General features: G+C 63.7%; 17 protein-coding genes and 1 tRNA gene. 9 read left to right on the top strand and 9 right to left on the bottom strand.

The window, feature by feature from the left end:
* Window positions 1-19 precede the first annotated feature (19 nt).
* The gene (locus Q8O80_RS11450) at window positions 20-943 is read left to right on the top strand and encodes a LysR family transcriptional regulator (protein ID WP_305579588.1); all 924 of its coding nucleotides are present in this window, start codon (window positions 20-22) and stop codon (window positions 941-943) included.
* Here Q8O80_RS11450 and Q8O80_RS11445 read toward each other — a convergent pair.
* The 4 genes from Q8O80_RS11445 to Q8O80_RS11430 all read right to left on the bottom strand — a co-directional run bounded on the left by Q8O80_RS11445 (window position 940) and on the right by Q8O80_RS11430 (window position 4,797).
* Window positions 940-1,632, bottom strand: coding sequence for a TetR/AcrR family transcriptional regulator (locus Q8O80_RS11445; RefSeq protein ID WP_305579587.1), 693 nt, complete (start codon window positions 1,630-1,632; stop codon window positions 940-942). The genes Q8O80_RS11450 and Q8O80_RS11445 overlap by 4 nt on opposite strands.
* Window positions 1,580-3,106, bottom strand: a complete 1,527-nt coding sequence (locus Q8O80_RS11440; RefSeq protein ID WP_305579586.1) for a tripartite tricarboxylate transporter permease — start codon at window positions 3,104-3,106, stop codon at window positions 1,580-1,582. The genes Q8O80_RS11445 and Q8O80_RS11440 overlap by 53 nt, the downstream gene beginning before the upstream one ends.
* Before the next feature lie 17 nt (window positions 3,107-3,123).
* Window positions 3,124-3,678 (bottom strand): tripartite tricarboxylate transporter TctB family protein, encoded by a 555-nt coding sequence (locus tag Q8O80_RS11435; protein ID WP_305579585.1) that lies wholly within the window; start codon window positions 3,676-3,678, stop codon window positions 3,124-3,126.
* A 78-nt stretch (window positions 3,679-3,756) separates the two neighbouring features.
* Window positions 3,757-4,797, bottom strand: coding sequence for a tripartite tricarboxylate transporter substrate binding protein (locus Q8O80_RS11430; RefSeq protein WP_305579584.1), 1,041 nt, complete (start codon window positions 4,795-4,797; stop codon window positions 3,757-3,759).
* A gap of 230 nt (window positions 4,798-5,027) precedes the next feature.
* Here Q8O80_RS11430 and Q8O80_RS11425 point away from each other — a divergent pair, with 230 nt between their 5' ends.
* The 4 genes from Q8O80_RS11425 to Q8O80_RS11410 all read left to right on the top strand — a co-directional run bounded on the left by Q8O80_RS11425 (window position 5,028) and on the right by Q8O80_RS11410 (window position 9,134).
* Complete coding sequence (locus tag Q8O80_RS11425; protein WP_305579583.1) at window positions 5,028-5,768, top strand: sulfite exporter TauE/SafE family protein; 741 nt, start codon at window positions 5,028-5,030, stop codon at window positions 5,766-5,768.
* A gap of 106 nt (window positions 5,769-5,874) precedes the next feature.
* On the top strand, window positions 5,875-7,026 hold the full coding sequence (locus Q8O80_RS11420; RefSeq protein WP_305579582.1) for a Gfo/Idh/MocA family protein: 1,152 nt from the start codon (window positions 5,875-5,877) through the stop codon (window positions 7,024-7,026).
* Between the two features lie 114 nt (window positions 7,027-7,140).
* Window positions 7,141-8,313 (top strand): dihydrodipicolinate synthase family protein, encoded by a 1,173-nt coding sequence (locus Q8O80_RS11415; RefSeq protein ID WP_305579581.1) that lies wholly within the window; start codon window positions 7,141-7,143, stop codon window positions 8,311-8,313.
* The gene (locus tag Q8O80_RS11410; RefSeq protein ID WP_305579580.1) at window positions 8,310-9,134 is read left to right on the top strand and encodes a sugar phosphate isomerase/epimerase; all 825 of its coding nucleotides are present in this window, start codon (window positions 8,310-8,312) and stop codon (window positions 9,132-9,134) included. The genes Q8O80_RS11415 and Q8O80_RS11410 overlap by 4 nt, the downstream gene beginning before the upstream one ends.
* A 43-nt stretch (window positions 9,135-9,177) precedes the next feature.
* Here Q8O80_RS11410 and Q8O80_RS11405 read toward each other — a convergent pair whose 3' ends face one another.
* From Q8O80_RS11405 to Q8O80_RS11385, 5 genes are all read right to left on the bottom strand, one after another.
* Window positions 9,178-9,573, bottom strand: a complete 396-nt coding sequence (locus tag Q8O80_RS11405) for a hypothetical protein (protein ID WP_305579579.1) — start codon at window positions 9,571-9,573, stop codon at window positions 9,178-9,180.
* A 107-nt stretch (window positions 9,574-9,680) separates the two neighbouring features.
* Window positions 9,681-10,877 carry a class I SAM-dependent RNA methyltransferase gene (locus Q8O80_RS11400; protein WP_305579578.1) on the bottom strand — a complete coding sequence of 399 codons (1,197 nt, stop codon included), beginning with the start codon at window positions 10,875-10,877 and terminating at the stop codon, window positions 9,681-9,683.
* A 52-nt stretch (window positions 10,878-10,929) separates the two neighbouring features.
* Complete coding sequence (locus Q8O80_RS11395; protein ID WP_305579577.1) at window positions 10,930-13,878, bottom strand: FAD-binding and (Fe-S)-binding domain-containing protein; 2,949 nt, start codon at window positions 13,876-13,878, stop codon at window positions 10,930-10,932.
* Window positions 13,879-13,957: 79 nt separating this feature from the next.
* The gene (locus Q8O80_RS11390) at window positions 13,958-14,662 is read right to left on the bottom strand and encodes a PadR family transcriptional regulator (RefSeq protein ID WP_305579576.1); all 705 of its coding nucleotides are present in this window, start codon (window positions 14,660-14,662) and stop codon (window positions 13,958-13,960) included.
* Between the two features lie 172 nt (window positions 14,663-14,834).
* Complete coding sequence (locus Q8O80_RS11385; protein WP_305579575.1) at window positions 14,835-15,833, bottom strand: complex I NDUFA9 subunit family protein; 999 nt, start codon at window positions 15,831-15,833, stop codon at window positions 14,835-14,837.
* A gap of 141 nt (window positions 15,834-15,974) precedes the next feature.
* Here Q8O80_RS11385 and Q8O80_RS11380 point away from each other — a divergent pair, with 141 nt between their 5' ends.
* The 4 genes from Q8O80_RS11380 to trmB all read left to right on the top strand — a co-directional run.
* Window positions 15,975-16,340 (top strand): GFA family protein, encoded by a 366-nt coding sequence (locus Q8O80_RS11380; RefSeq protein ID WP_305579574.1) that lies wholly within the window; start codon window positions 15,975-15,977, stop codon window positions 16,338-16,340.
* Window positions 16,341-16,398: 58 nt separating this feature from the next.
* Window positions 16,399-16,483 (top strand) — tRNA-Leu (locus Q8O80_RS11375).
* Between the two features lie 213 nt (window positions 16,484-16,696).
* Window positions 16,697-17,953: a methionine adenosyltransferase gene (gene metK / locus Q8O80_RS11370; RefSeq protein ID WP_305579573.1), complete on the top strand. Its 1,257-nt coding sequence runs from the start codon at window positions 16,697-16,699 to the stop codon at window positions 17,951-17,953.
* Window positions 17,954-18,034: 81 nt separating this feature from the next.
* Window positions 18,035-18,740: tRNA (guanosine(46)-N7)-methyltransferase TrmB (trmB, locus tag Q8O80_RS11365; protein ID WP_305579572.1), on the top strand; the 706-nt coding region annotated here is incomplete at its 3' end.

Genomic DNA, 18,740 nt, shown 5'->3' with positions numbered 1-18,740 from the left:
TATCTATGGAGCAAAACGCATGGACAAATTGCTGAGTCAGTTTCTGGCGGTGGCGGAGGCGGGCTCCATTACCGGGGCGGCGGCGGCGCTGTTCATCACCCAGCCAACGCTGACCTTCAACATGCGCAAGCTCGAGGAAAACATGGGCGTGGCGCTGCTGACGCGATCCTCGCGCGGGGTCGAGCTGACCGAATATGGCGAGATCCTGTATCAGAACGCCCGGCTGATGCGGCGGCTCTATGACAATACCCTCAAGGCCATCGAGCAGCAGCGCGGCCGGGTCGAGCAGGGCCTTAATCTGGGCACCGGCTATTCGTGGTGGACCCTGTTCATCCGCGACATGGTGGTGGACTATTCGCGCGACTTCCCCAGTGCGCGGGTGCATGTGAGCCTGGGCAACCAGTTGCGGCTGATGGACCAGTTGCTGAGTGGCGACATCTCGCTGTTTGTCGGGCACGAGATCGAGGGGCTCAATCGCAGCGCCGGCGCGCGCTTTTGTCCGCTGACCCGGGTGGGTCAGGGCTATTTCGTGCGCGCCGGCCATCCGCTGCTGCTGGCGCCGCGCAGCCTGAATGAGCTGGAGGCCTATCCGGCGGTGACCAGCGCCCTGCCCGAGACGCGGCACCAGCGGTTTTTTGAAACCTGGAGCCGCAGTACGGCGGGCAGCACCAGCTTCGAGCAGGGCAAATATGCCTTCGCCTCGAACTCGCTGGCGGCGTGTCTGGACTATGTGGCGCGCACCGATGCGGTGATCAGCCATACCGCGGTGATGGAGTCCGAATTCGCCCGGCGCGGACTGGCCCGCGTCACCGTCAATGAGCCGACCCCGCAATACACGATCGGCGTGTACGCGCTCAACGAGCGTGTTGACGAGCCGCGCGTCGCCGAGCTGATTGGCTGGCTGCAGAGCGCGGCGAGCAAAGCCCTGCCGCCGCTGGTCTAGGCCGGCTTGGTGCGCAGATAGTCGAGCACCATCTGCACCGCCTGGGCTTCGCGCTCCTGCACCATGTCGATGCCGCTCAGATCGCGGGCAAAGATCACCGAGAGCGTGGCCATATTGGAGACGTAGAAGAACCCCAGCGCGGCAATGGAGATATAGAGCTGGACCGGATCGACATCGCGGCGAAATACCCCCGCATCGGCGCCACGCTCGACAATGGTGGTGATCTGGCCGACCAGCGGCGAGTGCAGCGCCGGGATATCGGTCATGGTCTTGAGAAAGCGCGCATTCTCGATGTTTTCGGTGTTGAGCAGGCGCGGAAACCAGGGATTGGCCAGAAAGTGCCGGAAGGTGAAGCGCACCAGCCGGTCCATAGCTTCGACCGGGCCGAACTGGTCGAGACTGAGCGCCCGCTCGCCCCGCCGGATCTCCTGATAGGCGTCGAGCAGCACGGCGCGGTACAGCTCTTCCTTGTTGCCGTAATAGTGGTAGAGCAGGCGCTTATTGGCGCCGGCCAACGCCGCGATGGCGTCGACCCGCGCGCCCTCGAAACCGCGCGCGGCAAATTCGGCGCGCCCCGCCACCAGAATGCCGGCCTTGGTCTTGACGCTGTCGCGCGCCCGCTTGACCGAAGGCGTTTTAGCCTTGGCCGGGGCTTTGGGCGCGGGCGCTGGGGAGGAGGGCTCTGACACGCTTGGATACCGCCGGAATTGACATCAGGATGGTGACAACGATGACCCCGCAGATAACAGCACTGATCGGACGGGTAAAGAACGGGCTGGGGTCGCCATTGGTCAGCAGCAGACCCCGCCGCAAATTGAGGTCGAGCAGATCACCCAGGATGATTCCCAGCACCAGCGGCGCCATGGGGAATTTCATCTCGCGCAGGATGAAGCCGGCAATGCCGAAGCCGACCATGACATAGACGTCGAACAGCCGCTGGGTGATGGCGAACGAGCCCACCACGCACAGCACATAGACCACCGCCATCAGTCGCTCGCGCGGTACCGACAACACGGTCAGCAGGGGCTTGGTCAGCGTCAGGCCGAGCACCAGGATAGCCAGGGTGGAAAACAGCAGCACGGCCACGATCTGGTAGAGCGTTTCGGGGCTTTCGGTCATCAGGAGCGGACCGGGTCGAATACCGTGAATGAACATGGCGGCAATCAGCACGGCGGCGGCGGCCGAGCCGGGCAATGCCAGGGTCAAGGTGGGGATCATGGCGCCGGGCACCACGGAGGAATTGCCGGTTTCGGCGGCAATCAGCCCCTCCTGGCTGCCGCGACCGAACATGTGCGGTTCCTTGCTGGCCCGCTTGGCGGCGGCATAGCTGGCCCAGGCGCCGACATCTTCGCCCACCCCCGGGACGATGCCGACAAAGGTGCCGATCAGGCCCGAACGGATGATGGTTTTCCAGTATTTGAACACTTCGCCCAGCTTGGGCACGACGCGGTCGCTGGACGAGACGATACGGGCCTGGGCGGTGCGCTTCATGACGCCGAGGATTTCGGCAAAACCAAAGGCGCCGACCATGGCCGGGATCAGATCGACCCCGCCACCGAGCGAGGCTATGCCGAAGGTGAAGCGCTGATGGGCATGCAGGGTTTCCATGCCGACCATGGCCACCAGCAGCCCGAGAATGCCGGCCATATAGCCCTTGAGCGGATCGTCCATGGCGGTCAGCTGCCCGGAGATGATCACGCCGAACAGCGCCAGCCAGAAGAATTCATAGGTGCCAAATTTCAATGCCGCCTCGGCCAGTAGCGGCGCGATCAGCGCCAGCGCGACAATGCCGATGATCGTGCCCAGGGCCGAGGAGGTGGTGGCCAGTCCCATGGCCAGACCGGCCTTGCCCTGCAGCGCCAGCGGGTGGCCGTCCAGCGTGGTGGCGGCGCTGGCGGGGGTGCCCGGAATGGCCAGCAGGATGGCCGTGCGGCTGCCACCATAGATGGCGCCTGAATAGATGCACATCAGCACCAGGATCGCCTGGTCGGGGGCCATCTTGTAGGTGAGGGTCACCAGCAGGGCGACGCCCATCGTGGCCGTCAGTCCCGGCAGGGCGCCGATCACGATACCCAGCAGCGTGGCCCAGACGATGTTGAACAGGGAGATGGGGTTGAGGAAATGGCTGATGCCATTGGCCAGCAGGCCGAGACCGTCGAACATGCTTCATTAAACTCCGGTCACGGTAGACGCACGAGAAACAGGCGCTCAAACACCAGGGTGACCACGGCAGCGGTCACCACGGCGAGCCCGAATGCCCAGGGCAGGGTACGCAGCAGGGGGTGCCGCGGCGCGGCCAGCCAGGCTTCGAACACCAGGACAAAGGCGAACACAAAGACCCCGGTGGCCAGCCAGAACGGCAGCAGGCCGACCAGCACCAGCGAATAGACGAGGGTCAGCACCAGCACGGCGCCGGCGCGCTGCGCCCCGGACGAGACAATGGCGCGGCCAAGGTCGCGCCAGCCCTCGGGCGCCGGGGTGCGGAGCGAGCGCAGCGTCAGAATTACGCCGCAGACCAGCAGCGCCGCGCTGAGCAGCCCGGGCACCAGGCCCGGCGCGGTCATTGGATTGATGCGGCGTGCCTCAAGGCGATCCATGGTCCAGGAGCCAAACAGGGTCGCCGCCGCCAGCACGACAAAGAACAGGCCGGCGGCCAGATCGGCTTTGATCATGGCGGGAGGCACGGCCTCATCGGCAGGCGGTAATGGCGCGGCGTCGGGGGATTGTTCGACCATGGGCAATTCATCTCATTGCAGAAATCGGGCCCGGCGGGTGGTCCCGCCGGGCCGCAGACAGGGGTGTGTCAGCGTCGGCTACATGCCCACTTCGGTGCGGGTCTCGCAGTCAATGCCGATGGTGGACGGATCATTGGCGGCTTCGCCGCGTTCCATGGCCGAACAGGCTTCCAGAATCACCACCGGCATGGCCAGCGCGCGGGCTTCGGCACCATAGGATGGCGCGAAAACCGCACCGAAATTCTCGGCATAGGCCTTGAGTTCGGGGGCGTTCATCACCTTTTCGGCCCAGATCTTGTCGACCGTAGCCAGCACTTCGGCGGGCGCATCGGCGGGGATGAAAATGCCGAAATAATCGGGGGCGAGCCCCATCTCGGGCAGCCAGTCGGTGATCGGGGGAATCGGATCAACGCCATCGAGCAGCAGCGGCTTGTCCGACAGCACGGCGAGTGCCCGCAGACGACCGCCCCGGATCAGTTCGGTCTGTTCCACGGCCAGCTGGGTGGTGACCATGGCTTCGCCGGAGGCGACCGCGATGGCAGCCGGCCCGCCGCCGTCATAGGTGACCATATTGTATTCGAAGCCGCCTGCGGCATCGGAGAGCGCGGCGATGGCCGTGCCGCCCGAGGAGGTGATACCGGCGGTGGCAACGGTGACACCACGCCCGCCATCGGACTGGAACGCCGCCAGCAATTCGCCGAAATCGGTGAACTGGCTGTCGGCAGGCACACTGACCACCGGCACATTGGCGACCGAAAGATAGATATGCCAGTCGTCGATATTGGTATCTTCGAGCAGGCCCGACACCGAATAGGTGGCGTTGTTGGCGATGGCATTGGCGGTCCAGGTGTAACCGTCATGCGGGGCGTTGAGCACTTCCTGTGTGCCAATGGCGCCCGAGGCGCCCGGCTGGTTGACGACGACAATGTCGACGCCCAGTGCTTCGGCCAGGATTGGCGCGGTGACGCGGGTCACCTGATCGGTGGAGCCACCGGCACCCCACGGCACGATCAGATTGATCGGGCGATCGGGCTTCCATTCCTGCGCAAATGTCATAGTCGTACCAAGCAGCACCGTCGCGGCACTGCAGGTCAGCAGAAGTCGCATTGTGCGCTTCATGATGAGCCTCCTTAAAAGTGGTCGGGCTGATTATTATCGGTTGGCCCGGCACCTAGACTGGTACCAACATATCTGCGATGTCAATCCACAAGTAACCAGATGGTGACTTTTCGCCGGCACCCGCCGGAAACCGGGCCGCGGCGGCAGGCCGAGCCGTGACGACGCAATAATGGGGGGCCGGTTCACCGAAACGGCTGCGCCACAAGGAAGTTGGAAGGTTGACTGGGATTATGGATTTAACGTCGGTATTGATCATCGCCCTGGCATTGGGTGGCGGGGGTTTTGTCAAGGGTGCCACCGGCATGGGGCTGCCGCTGATCGCGCTACCCGTGCTCACCACGGCGTTCGGGTTGCAGCATGCCGTCGGCCTGATGGTTGTGCCGCTGATTGCCACCAATGCCTGGCAAGTCTGGCGCTTTCGCACTGAAGTCAAATCGCCGCAGCTCGCCTTCATGCCGCTGTTTCTGGCGGGCGGGGTCCTCGGCATCGGCGTGGGCACCTGGGCCCTGACCAGCTTGCCCGAACGACTGCTGGTACTGGTGCTCGGCGTCATCCTTCTGGCCTATGTCGCCATGCGACTGGCCACGCCGCACTGGATACTCAGCCCCGCCATGGCCAGGCGTTTCGGGCCGCTGGCCGGGGTGGGCGCCGGCGCATTGCAGGGGGCCACTGGGATCTCCTCCCCGATCACGGTGACTTTCATTCATGCCATGGGGCTCGAGCGCTCTGCCCATGTGTTTGCCGTCTCTGCCATGTTCTTGCTGTATGCGGTGGTGCAATTGCCGGCACTGTGGGTGGCTGGGGTCATGCAGCCGCTCTGGTTGCTGCAGGGCGTGCTGGCGCTGATCCCGATCCTGGCCATCATGCCGCTCGGCCACTGGGCCAGCAGCAAGCTCAGCCGGCGGGCCTTTGACCGCCTGATCCTGGTTTTTCTGGGCGTGATCGGCCTGAAAATGGCCTTGGGCGTGTGAGCCGCTCCAGGCAGTTTTCAACAATAGCGGCTTGACGTAGGCTTGCCGGCACGTATATCTAAGTAACTAATCAGTTACACACCGACGGTGTCTTGGAGATATTGAAATGGCGGATAAGCGGCTTGGCCTGATCATGCACGGAGTGACCGGACGCATGGGCTATAATCAGCACCTGGTGCGCTCCATTTTGGCAATTCGGGACCAGGGTGGCGTCATGCTGTCCAATGGCGACCGGCTGGTGGTGGACCCGATCATTGTCGGCCGCGACGCCGACAAGATCGAGCGCCTGGCGAAAAAGCACGACCTCAAGCGCTGGAGCAGCGATCTTGATGCGGCGCTGGCCAATCCCGAAGACACGGTGTTTTTTGACGCCGGCACCACGCTGATGCGCGCCAGCCTGATCGAAAAGGCGCTGGCCGCCGGCAAGCATGTCTATTGCGAGAAGCCGACCTCGGACAGCCTGGATATCGCGGTCAATCTGGCCAAGACGGCCCGCGCCTCGGGTCTCAAGCATGGCGTGGTGCAGGACAAGCTGTTCCTGCCCGGCCTGATGAAGCTGAAAATGCTGCGCGACAGCGGCTTTTTCGGCGATATCCTGTCGGTACGCGGCGAGTTCGGCTATTGGGTGTTCGAGGGTGACTGGCAGCCATCGCAGCGCCCCAGCTGGAACTACCGCAAGAAGGATGGCGGCGGCATCATTCTCGATATGCTGTGCCACTGGCGCTATGTGCTCGACAATCTCTTCGGCGAAGTCAAAGCCGTCTCCTGCCTCGGCGCGACGCACATTCCCGAGCGCGTTGACGAGAACGGCAAGCGCTTCAAGGCCGATACCGATGACGCGGCCTATGCCACGTTCGAGCTGGAAGGCGGCGTGATCGCCCAGATCAATTCGAGCTGGACCACCCGCGTCCGGCGCGACGATCTGGTGACCTTCCATGTCGATGGTACGCATGGCTCGGCGGTGGCGGGCCTGCACAAGTGCTGGAGCCAGCATCGCGTCAACACGCCAAAGCCGGTTTGGAACCCCGATCAGCCCCAGACCATGAACTTTTTTGAAGACTGGGAAGAAGTGCCGGACAACTGGCCGGCCCAGAACGGCTTCAAGGCCCAGTGGGAAATGTTCCTGCGCCACGTCGCCGAGGATGCGCCATGGGAATATGGCCTCGAAGCCGGCGCCAAGGGCGTGCAGCTGGCCGAACTCGGCCTCAAGAGCTGGGCCGAACGCCGCTGGCTCGATGTGCCGAAGCTCGAATTCTGACACACGTCATGTGAGGCACACCCTCACCCCACCCACGGTGTCACCCCGGCCTTGAGCCGGGGCCCATCCTTCGCGGGGATGACACCGAGTTTGTTGAGACTTCGGAGCCCTTCGATGCCCACAATCAACCTGCCCAATCCCGACCGGTCCATCACGCCTTACACGCTGACCGGCACCCCAATTCCCTTCGTCAAGCACAAGGCCAGCGACTTCAATCGCATCGCCTATTCTGCCGCCCACGTCGTGGCCGATCCGCTGGCCAGCAACGATCCCTGGCTGACGCCGGCGATTGACTGGGACACCACGCTCAAATTCCGCCACCGCATGTGGGATCTCGGCCTTGGCGTTGCCGAAGCCATGGACACCGCCCAGCGCGGCATGGGTCTGGGCTGGGCCGAGGCGCAGGAGCTGATCCGTCGCGCCCAGGCCGAGGCGCGCACGCGCGACGATGCGCTGATCGCCTATGGCGCCGGCACCGATCACCTGCTGCCCGGCCCCGATGTCACCATCGACCAGATCATCGCCGCCTATGAGGAGCAGGTCGGGTTCGTCGAAGCCGAAGGCGGGCGCGTCATCCTGATGGCGAGCCGCGCGCTGGCCGCTGTCGCCAAGTCGCCGGACGACTATGTCAGGGTCTATGGCCGCATTCTCTCCCAGGTCAAACAGCCCGTCATCCTGCACTGGCTCGGCGAAATGTTCGATCCGGCCCTTGAGGGCTATTGGGGCAGGGCCGACCACCTCGCCGCCATGGATGTGTGCCTCGACGTCATCGTCGCCCATGCCGACAAGGTCGATGGCATCAAGGTTTCGCTGCTCTCGGCAGAAAAGGAAATCGCCATGCGCCGGCGGCTCCCCGCTAGCGTCAAGATGTATACCGGCGACGATTTCAACTATGCTGAGCTCATCGCCGGGGACAGCGAAGGCTATTCCCACGCGCTACTGGGCATTTTCGACGCCATCGCGCCGGCCGCCTCGGCGGCTCTGGCCGCGCTGGGCAAGGGCAAAACACAAGAATTCTTCGACCTGCTCGAACCCACCGTGCCGCTGAGCCGGCATATCTTTGCCGCCCCGACCCGCTTCTACAAGACGGGCGTGGTGTTCCTCGCCTACCTCAACGGGCTGCAGGACCACTTCCAGATGGTGGGCGGCCAGCAATCGACGCGCTCGGTGCAGCATCTGAGCGAGCTGTTCCGGCTGGCTGACAAGGCGCGGGTGCTCAGCGATCCCGATCTTGCCGTCAAACGCATGAAAGCAGTGCTTGATGTTAACATTGTGCTAACGCCATGACCCAACGTTCTATCTCGCTGAACCTTGCCACCACCCGCCAGGTCTGGGGCTTCGCCGAAGCCGTGGACGGCTGCCTGCGGGCCGGCATAACCGCCATATCACCTTGGCGCGACCAGATCGCCGCCATTGGCCTTGATGAAGCCGCGCGCATTGTGCGCGACAACAAGATCCAGGTTACCGGGGTCTGCCGGGGCGGCATGTTCCCGGCCGAAACCGCCGAGGGTCGCAAAGCCCAGATCGACGACAATTTGCGCGCCATCGATGAAGCAGCGGCGCTGAATGCCGATTGCCTCGTGCTGGTCGTGGGCGGATTACCGGGCAGTTCCAAGGACTTGCCGGGCGCCCGGCAGATGGTCAGCGACGGCATTGCCGCCATGCTGCCGCATGCGAAAGCCTCGGGCGTCAAGATCGCCATCGAGCCGCTGCACCCCATGTATGCCGCCGACCGGGCCTGCGTGAACACCATCGACCAGGCGCTCGACATCTGCGAGACGCTGGGCGAAACCGTCGGGGTGGCCATAGACGTCTACCATGTCTGGTGGGACCCGCGGCTGGCACAGGCCATTGCCCGCGCCGGCCGTATGAAGCGCATCTTCGCCCATCACATCTGCGACTGGCTGGTGCCGACCAAGGACATGCTGCTCGATCGCGGCATGATGGGCGATGGCGTCATCGATCTCCCCGCCATCCGCAAGATGATTGAAGACGCTGGCTTTTTCGGGCCGCAAGAAGTGGAAATCTTCAGCCAGGACAATTGGTGGAAGCGCCCCGGCGATGAAGTGCTCGCGGTCATCAAGGAGCGCGTGGCAACGATCTGCTGACCAAAACCCCCGGGATCGGCCCGGGGTTTCGCGTCAGGCCGTGTCAGGATGCTTTGTTATAGGCCAGGGTCTGACACAGAATGGCCGCGCGGCAACCCTGGATCTCGACGGTCTGGTCGCTGACCAGGGTAATGGTCGCTGCGGCGCTCATGTCGCCAGCAACCAGCTCGCCCTTCCACTCATTGGGAGCGATCTGCTCGGCTTGCATGACCTGCTGACCAACAAAGGCCAGGTTTTGTTCAGTTGCCGACCTGCCTTCAAGATTGGTCAGCGTGGCACACAAGGTGGTGCCGGTTTCGCCACAGGGCTGAAACTCAAATGAAGTGCCGTATTCGTCAACGAATGTTCCGCTCGGGACAACTTCCTGGGCAGACACGGCCGGAATGGCAAAGCCGGCACACAGGGCAGTAACGACAAGGCTGGTTTTCAAGATATGCATGGTGTTCTCCATCACGACGGCTCGCGCCCAAGGCAGTCGCTCATGATTGCTGAATGCTTACCCAACGCCGTCAAATGCGCATTGGTTGCCAGCTTAAAGATGACCATTTAGCGGCGAAATGTGGCCGCCATTTCAATATGGGTGGACTGGGTAAACTGGTCCACCGCCACCAGATCGCTCATCGTATAGCCGCCGGCGATGAGAATGGCGGCGTCGCGGGCGAAGGTGCGCGGGTCGCAGGCCGCCATGACAATGGTCTTGACCTTGGACAGGGCCAGTTCCCTGACCTGCGCCTCGGCGCCGGAGCGGGGCGGATCGAGCACCACGAAATCATAGTTGAGCTCGTACTGGGTCAGGGGGTCGCGGAACAGATCCTGGGCCTTGGCGGTGATCTCGCGCAGCCCCTTGGTAAAGCGGCGGGCGTGATCGAGCGCGGCAATGGATGGCCTGTCATTGTCAAACGCCATTACCGGCCGCTGTTCGGCCAGCCGCAGCGCAAAGGGCCCCAGGCCGCAGAACAGGTCGGCGACCGTCTTGGCCTTGCGGTCGAGCGCGCCGAGCACATAATCCGCCAGCAGGTTTTCGGCAGCGGCAGTGGCCTGCAAAAAGGCCCCGATCGGCAATTCCACCCGGGCCCGGCCCATTTCGATGATGGGAGGCTGGGCCTGCAGCACCATGTCACCATTGAGCGCCAGCCGCGCTAGTTTGAAGCGTGCCACCAGCGGCGCCACGCGATCGTGTCGGGCCTGCTTTTTTTCGGTGCGGATGGCGACGTCGAGACCCGACAGGCTGGCGACGATGCTGACATCGGCCTCGCCCACGGCCTGGAACACCGCCCGCGCGATATCGGGCGCCTTGGCCAGAGCCGGCACCAGAATGGGGCAGACGTCCAGATCGTGCACCTCATGGCTGCGGGCGCGCATATAGCCGACGCCTTCGCGGCGGGCATGCAGGGTGGCACGGCGCCGGCCGTCGCCGGCTGCATCGATAAAGCGGGCGACCGGCACTTCAATGCCGGCAAAGCGCAGCGGCGTCTCGATCAGGCCGATCTTGAAGGCTTCATAGCTGGTCCGGTCCATGTGCTGGAGCTGGCAGCCGCCGCAGGCGCCGAAATGCGGGCAGAAGGGTTCGATGCGGTTTTCTGCCGGCGCCACCACGCCGAGCAGTGTGCCCCGATCACCGTCAAGGGCGATCTCGACGCGCTCGCCAGGCAGGGCGAGCGGCACGAAGACCTTGCGGCCGTCGATTTCGGCGACGCCCTCGCCCTTATGGCCAAGGCTGGTGATGGTGGCGGTGATGGTCATGGTTATCCGGGGCTTGCTGAACCCGTTCAGTAGCGGCAAGCCCCGGTCAGGTCTAGTGCAGCGGCCGGCTGGCCCATTCGAGCAGGCTGGCCAGACCGACAAAGGGCACATCGGTATGCTCGCTCAGGCCCGAGGCGCAGGTGCTTACCGTCGAGACCCCCAAAGTACAGCCCGCCGGCATATCCTGCTTGGCGAAGCGGGTGGCGTGGGCGTTGAGTTCGGGCACGAACAGGCCCTTGTCACCGGCATAGCCACAGCAGTTGAGCGCGCTGAGCACGGCGACGGTATCGGCACAGGCGCCGGCAATGGCTTCGGTCATCGGCTGTTCGGCCAGCCGCTGGGCTGAGCAATTGTGGTGCACGGCGACGGTCGGTAGCTTTTGCGTGATGGTCAGCTTGGGCAGTACCTGGCTCAGGAGAAATTGCGCGGAATCCAGCACCGGTGCGTCGCCGGGAAACTCACGCAGATGTTTGGCGCAGGTCGAGGCGTCAGTGACCACACTCAACCGACCGGCGTCGGACAGAGAAGACAGCTCGCGCTTGAGGTCGCCACCAACACTGGCTGCCTGTTCGGGGAAACCCTTGGACTGGAAGGGCTGGCCGCAACACTGGCCATTGAGATGGTCGGGCATGACGACGTCGAAGCCCGCGCGTTCGAGCAGCGCCAGCATGGCAGCGGGCACCGGTAGCAGATCGTAGCGGGTTGCGGGCGCGCCGAACATGCGCGTGGCGCAACTGGGAAAGTAGACGATGGATGGCCGGCCGCTCTGGGCGATGGGCACGGGGAAGCCGGTCTGGCGCGGATCCTGCCGGTTCGGAACCGGCTTGGGCGCGCCGGGGCCCCGATGCAGGGCACGCGACACGCGGGGCAGGCGCTTGCCGGTCAGCCGTCTGGCAGCATCGGTCAGCGCTTCGATGGCGGGCGCCGGGATGACGGTGCGGGCGGCGTCGGCCAGCCCCACGCCGGCGCGCATCAGGGTTTCCACACTGCCGCGATGATCGGCCACAAAGCCGGCCACGGCGTGGCCGGTGGCGCCGCGCCGCTGCGCACGCTGGCCGATGATCATGGTGCCGGTTTCAATGCCCACCGGGCAGCGCAGCGAACACAGATTGCAGGCAGCGCAGGTGTCGAGCCCGGCATACTGGAAATCATCGTCGAGCCGCTTGAGCCGGGCAGGGTCTTCTCCACTGCGCCGCAGCCGCTCCCGCTCCCGCGTCACTGCAATCCGCTGGCGCGGCGACAGGGTCATCTGCTGGCTGGGACAGGCCGGCTCGCAGAAGCCGCATTCGATACACATATCGACCAGTTCATCGGCTGGCGGCATGACCTTGAGATGCTTGATATGGATCTTGTCGTCGGGGTTGAGCAGCACGCCGGGGTTGAGCAGGCCCTCGGGATCAAACAGATGCTTGATGGCATGCATCAGGCCATAGGCCTTGGCACCCCATTCGGCCTCCACGAACGGCGCAATGGCGCGGCCGGTGCCATGTTCAGCCTTGAGCGAGCCGCCATATTTCAGCGACACCAGATCGCTGAGGGCGCCGGAGAAGGCATCGAATTTTTCCGCTGAACCGGGCAGCGAAAAATCGTCGCCCATCTGGAAATGCAGATTGCCGGCCAGGGCATGGCCAAAAATCACGGCGTCCTCATAGCCATGATCGTCCAGCATGGCGCGCAGATCGACCACGAAATCGGCCAGCCGCTCGATCGGGGCGGCCACGTCTTCGGTCAGCATGATGCTGCCCTTGGGGCGCGCCGCTCCGGCGGAGGCGAAAAAGCCCTTGCGAATGTCCCAGAGGGCGTGGCTGCGGATCGCGTCAGTAGAAAAATCGACATGGGTGGCGCCGTGCCGCGACAGCAGCTCGACCGCCTTGGCGACTTCGCGATCCAGCGTTGCCGCATCAGGGGCGGTGACGTCGATCAGCACGGCGGGGGAATTGTCGGTCAGCCAGGGCAGCAGGGGCGCCATGGGGGGCAGATGGGCCACCGTTTCCAGGGCGCGGCGCTCGATATACTCGGCGGCCGTGACGCCCGTGGTCAGCTGGATGCCGCCATTGGCCATTTCGATGATGGCCCTGCCCGCAGATTGCGGGTCGGGAAAGGGCACCAGGGCGGTGGATTTGAACGGGTGCTCGGGGACGGTATTGTAGGTGACCTCGGACACGAAGCCGAGCGTGCCTTCGGACCCCACCATCAGATGGATCAGGATGTCGAGCGGATCGGAATAATCGACCAGCGCATTGAGCGAATAGCCGACAGTGTTCTTGATGGCGTATTTCCGGGTAATCAGCGCCACCAGGTCGGGGTCGCTGGTCACCTGATGATGCAGCTGATGCAGGCCATCGAGCATGGCAGCGTGGCTGGTGCGGAAGGCGGCGCAACTGGCCGGATCGCCCGAATCCAGCACGGTGCCATCGGTCAGCACCAGGCGCAGGCGCGCCATGGTGTGATAGGTGTTCTGGGTGACGCCGCAGCACATGCCGGACGAATTATTGTTGACCACGCCGCCGATCTTGCAGGTCGCCTGGCTGGCGGGATCAGGGCCGATCTTCTTGTTGAAGGGCTTCAGTGCCGTATTGGCATTGGCCACAATAATGGCCGGGCCCAGGGTAATCTGTTCGGCGCCGGGATGGATATTGAGCCGGCGCCAGCCATCGCCGAGGACGGCCAGCACGCCATCGGTGACGGCCTGCCCCGATAGCGAGGTACCGGCAGCGCGAAAGGTGATGGGCAGTCCCTCGGCCCGGGCGGCGGCCATGACCGCTCGGACCTCATCTTCGGAATTGATGAGGACCACAGCCGCCGGAATCAACCGGTAGGAGCTGGCGTCGCCGCTCCAGGCATAGGTCATCAGCGGGTCAGTATACATGAACCCTTCGATCGCGCCCTTGAGGCGCGCCACCAGGCGCTCACCGGCGGCTTGCCGCTCGGGAGTAACCTGATGAAGGGGGGTAACGACGGGGGCGATGTGGGGCGCGAGGGCGGGGGCGGTTTGCTGCATGGCAGCAGACTAACATGTTAGTTTGTGACTGCGAAGCGCGTTCTGAGGGACGCGGTGGACACCGCGCCCCTCAGATCCATCAGATGTCCACGTCGTCTTCGGAAAGCGCGTGAATGTCAGCGGCCGCACGGCGCAGGATAATGGCAGCACGCAATTGCTGGTCCTCGGAGCCGCGGCGGGCTGCCTTGATCGCTGCCTTGAGGGCGCGCCGGGCAGTGTTGAGCTCGGGCACCACATCCTTGAGGTCACGATCGGTATCCGACGCAGCGGCCTGCCGGGGACCCGAATCGGTGGGGCCGTCCTGTTGGGCAGACCAGTCCGCCTTGGCGAATTCGCGGAAGCGCTGCATCTGCTCGCCGGCCTTGGCGAGGAAAGCCAGGGTTGATTCGATCGATTCGCGATTGTCGCTGAGATGGGCCCGCCCGGCATCGGTGATGGTGTAGAGCTTCTTGTTGCCATCGGCATGAGAGGTCGCATACCCGGCTTCCTCGAGATAGGTCAGCGCGGGATAGACCACGCCAGGGCTGGGCGAATAGAAACCGGCCGATTTTTCCTCGATCGCCTTGATCAGGTCGTAACCATGGCGCGGCTGCTCATCGATCAGATAGAGCGCCACCAGGCGGAGGTCACCCGATGCCAGCATGCGGCCAATACGAAACTTGCCCCCCATATTGCCCCAGTTTTCGGCGCTATCGACGCCAGCGGCCAGACGAGCCCAGCCGCTTCGCGCCATGGCTTCCATGCGCCGCCAATTGGGTTCTCCATTATTCCAGTAGGTGCTCATTTGCTGTGCTCCGATATATCTTTGATGCCGTTAATCGCCGATATCATGGCCGAAAGACCGGGTTTCAAGATATATCGCTGAGTTGTGAAGCACGCGGACGCCCAGCAAAACGCCCGCTGCAAGGCAACGGGCGCCGGGTATTGATCATCTGGTGGTCATCGATTGGCGCCGATCAGGCGCTGCTGGCGTCGCTGGCCGGGTTCGGCAGGGTCTTGTCGAACTGGCCGTGCTTGCGGAAGCGCCAGAGATAGGTGGGCAGGATGGTGTCCATCGCGGTGGGGACAATGCCCATGCCGGCAAAGGTTCGCTTCTCCTTGATGGCGGCTGCAGACACCACATTGTCCACGCTGAGCAGCGCGACCTGGTCGACCGTGAGCAGTGGCGGAAACGGGAGAATGGCCATGACACTGGCCAGCATCTTGGCAACCCCGAAGGACAGCGGCAGCAGCGGCCGGTTGCGCAGGGCCTCGCGCTGGATCCGCTGCAGCAGCGCGCGATGGGTTTCGACCTGCGGGCCACCGAGTTCGTAGACCTTGCCTGTCTTGAGCTGGCCCTCGGCGGCCAGCACAAATGCCTCAGCGACATCGGCCACATAGGCGGGCTGGAATTTGGTGTCGCCACCGATCAGCGGCATTACCGGGAACATCCGGGCGAGCCCGGCCATCAGATTGAAGAAACCGTCGCCCTGACCAAACAGGATGGAGGGGCGCATTACCACCGCCTTGGGGAAAGCCTCGAATACGGCGGCTTCACCAGCCAGCTTGGACGCGGCGTAGGCGCTGATCTCGGCGGCCGTGTCGACGCCGAGCGCCGACATGTGGACCAGCGCGCTGGCGCCCGCTGCCCTGGCGGCCTCGGCAATTGTCCTGGCGCCGTCAACATGGACCGCTTCAAAAGTCTGAGCGCCGCGATTGGCGCCAATGCCCACCAGATTGATCACGATATCGGCGCCGGCGACAGCGCGCTCGACCGAGGCCCGGTTACGGATATTGGCCTGGACAGGCACCACCTGCCCCACCGTGCCGAGCGGCCGGACATGGCCGGCCAGATTGGGCTGGCGCACGGCAACACGAATGCGATGTCCCTTGGCGGCCAGCAATTGGACGATCTGGGTTCCCACAAAGCCCGAGCCGCCAAACACGGTGACGAGTTTTGGATCAAGGCTTTCCATGCTGGGCTCCGGCAAATGGGGCAAAACTTTCCCCGCTTCTAGCGCAAGCCCGGCGCTGCTGTCGAGGGCCGCGGGGCGAATAGAGCTTGACTCCAAGCTGGTTTTGTTCTTGTTTTGTTCCGTTCAAATGAGGTCTCTGCTATGACTGCCCTTCAAACAACCTATCACGGCCAGTGCCATTGCGGTGCCGTCAGCTTCACGGCCAGCACCGATCTGTCGGCCATGGGCGACTGCAATTGCTCACGCTGCCGGCGTCTGGGCTGGGTGATGCAGTCCGTGCCGGCTGCCGATTTCGTGCTGGAAAGCGGCGCCGACAATCTCACCGAGTTCCGGTTCAACACCCAGACCATCTCCCATCTGTTCTGCAGGACCTGCGGCATTGAAGCATTTGCCCGCGGTTCGGACGGCCAGGGCCAGGAGCTGGTGATGATCAATGTTCATTGCCTGGACGGCGCGCCACCGGTGGATCGCGCTGCCATTACCCATTGGGACGGGGCGAATTGGTGAGCGGGGCGATTAAGGTGATTGACATCGGTCACCGCGCCCCCTAGTTACCGCCCTGCTTGCCCAGATGGCGGAATTGGTAGACGCGCACGGTTCAGGTCCGTGTACCGCAAGGTGTGGAAGTTCGAGTCTTCTTCTGGGCACCAAGTTTAGACCCCGGTCCGACGAAAGTCGTGGCCGGGGTTTTTGGTTCTGGCGGCGGCCGCCGCAACAGGCTCCAGCGGGGCGCCCGGCGCAAGCCCGCACCAGATCATATCAAGCTTTCTTTATATCCAGCTTGACCAGTTGGGGCTTGGATGTCACAAACCGGGTCGAATGGCTCGTTTTGAGCCGCTTTCAGCCAATTCAGGGGATGTTGCGTGGTCCGATCATCTTTTCTTTTCACCTCGGAATCAGTTTCCGAAGGTCATCCGGACAAGGTTTGCGACCGGATCAGCGATGAAATCGTCGATCTGGTGTTCCGCGAGGCGAAAAAGGCCGGCATGGATCTGGCGCAGGTGCGCATTGCCTGCGAGACCCTGGCAACCACCAATCGCGTGGTCATTGCCGGCGAGGTCCGCGTCCCCGAAACGCTGCTGAAAAAGGACAAGGCGGGCAAGATCGTCGTTGACGCCGTCGGCAACCCGCTGGTCAACCCGGCCAAATTCAAGTCGGCCGCGCGCAAGGCCATCCGGGCCATTGGCTATGAGCAGGCCGGCTTCCACTGGAAGACGGCACGCATCGACGTGCTGCTGCATGGCCAGTCGGCCGACATTGCCCAGGGCGTTGATGAGGCCGGCAACAAGGATGTTGGTGCCGGCGATCAGGGCATCATGTTTGGCTATGCCTCGCGCGAGACACCCGAGCTGATGCCGGCCCCGATCTATTATGCGCACAAGATCCTTGAAGTCCTGACCCAGGCGCGCAAGGAGGGCACCGGCCCGGCCAAGGTGCTCGGCCCCGATGCCAAGAGCCAGGTCACGGTGCGCTATCAGGACGGCAAGCCGGTCGCGGTGACGCAGATCGTGCTGTCGACCCAGCATATGGACGATACGCTGACCTCCGCCGATGTGCGCAGGATTGTCGAGCCCTATATCCGCGAGGCCCTGCCCGAGGGCTGGATTTCGGCCGAGACGGTCTGGCACGTCAATCCAACCGGCAAGTTTGTCATTGGCGGCCCGGACGGCGATGCCGGCCTGACCGGGCGCAAGATCATTGTCGATACCTATGGTGGCGCGGCGCCGCATGGCGGCGGCGCCTTCTCCGGCAAGGATCCGACCAAGGTTGACCGCTCCGCGGCCTATGCAGCGCGCTATCTGGCCAAGAACGTGGTCGCTGCAGGCATGGCCGAGCGCGCTACCATCCAGCTCAGCTATGCCATTGGCGTGGCACAGCCACTGTCGATCAATGTGAACCTGCACGACACCGGTTCGGTCGATGAGGAAGTGGTTGAGGCCGCTCTGGCCAAGGTGATGGACCTGACGCCGCGCGGCATCCGCACCCACCTTGATCTGAACAAGCCGATTTATGCCAAGACCTCGGCCTATGGCCATTTTGGTCGCAAGGCGGGCCGCGATGGCAGCTTCTCCTGGGAAAAGACCGATCTGGTCAGCGCCTTGAAGGCTGCCGTAAAGTAGCCCTGATCGATCAATGAGTGCTACCATGAACCTCGCCGCCGATCCGTCGGCGGCGAGGTTCTTTTTGATATTGTGAGACTGATGAGCAAGCCTGACCACCAGCTGCCCAAAACGCGCGATGGCGCGCCACGCGCTTTCTTTGGCCGCCGTTCCGGCAAGAAGCTGCATGGCGGCCAGCAGGCAGTGTTTGACGCTACCCTGCCCGATCTTGACATCACGCTGAACGGCACCCTGGATCCGGCGAGCCTTTTCCCGGACGCCAAAAAGATCATCGTCGAGATTGGCTATGGCGGGGGTGAGCATCTGGCGCTCGAGGCGGCGCGGCATCCCGATACGGGCTATATTGGCTGCGAGGTGTTTACCGGCGGCATCGGCAAGATGGTGCAAACCATTGCCTCGGAGGGCCTAGGCAATATCCGGCTCTATACCGATGACGCGCTCAAGCTGCTGACCGCCCTGCCCGATGCCAGCCTTGACGAAGTCTTCCTGCTCTATCCCGATCCCTGGCCAAAAACGCGCCATCACAAGCGGCGCTTTGTCTCGCCGACAACGCTGGCCGAGCTGGCGCGGGTGATCCGGCCGGGCGGGGTGTTTCACTTTGCCAGCGATATCGAAGACTACGCCAATTGGACGCTGGCCCATATCGTGCGCACGTCCGCCTTTGTCTTCGCCCCCGAAAAACCGGGCGACTGGCACGAGCCCTATCCGGGCTGGCAGGCGACGCGTTACGAGCAGAAGGCCCGCCGCGAAGGCCGCATGACCAGCTTCTACCTGACTTTTCCGCGCC

Source organism: Devosia sp., from assembly GCF_030689745.1.
GTDB classification, from domain to species: Bacteria; Pseudomonadota; Alphaproteobacteria; order Rhizobiales; family Devosiaceae; genus Devosia; species Devosia alba.
The sequence above is the reverse complement of the archived record's forward strand: the minus strand, read 5'-3'. Positions and strand labels throughout refer to the sequence as shown.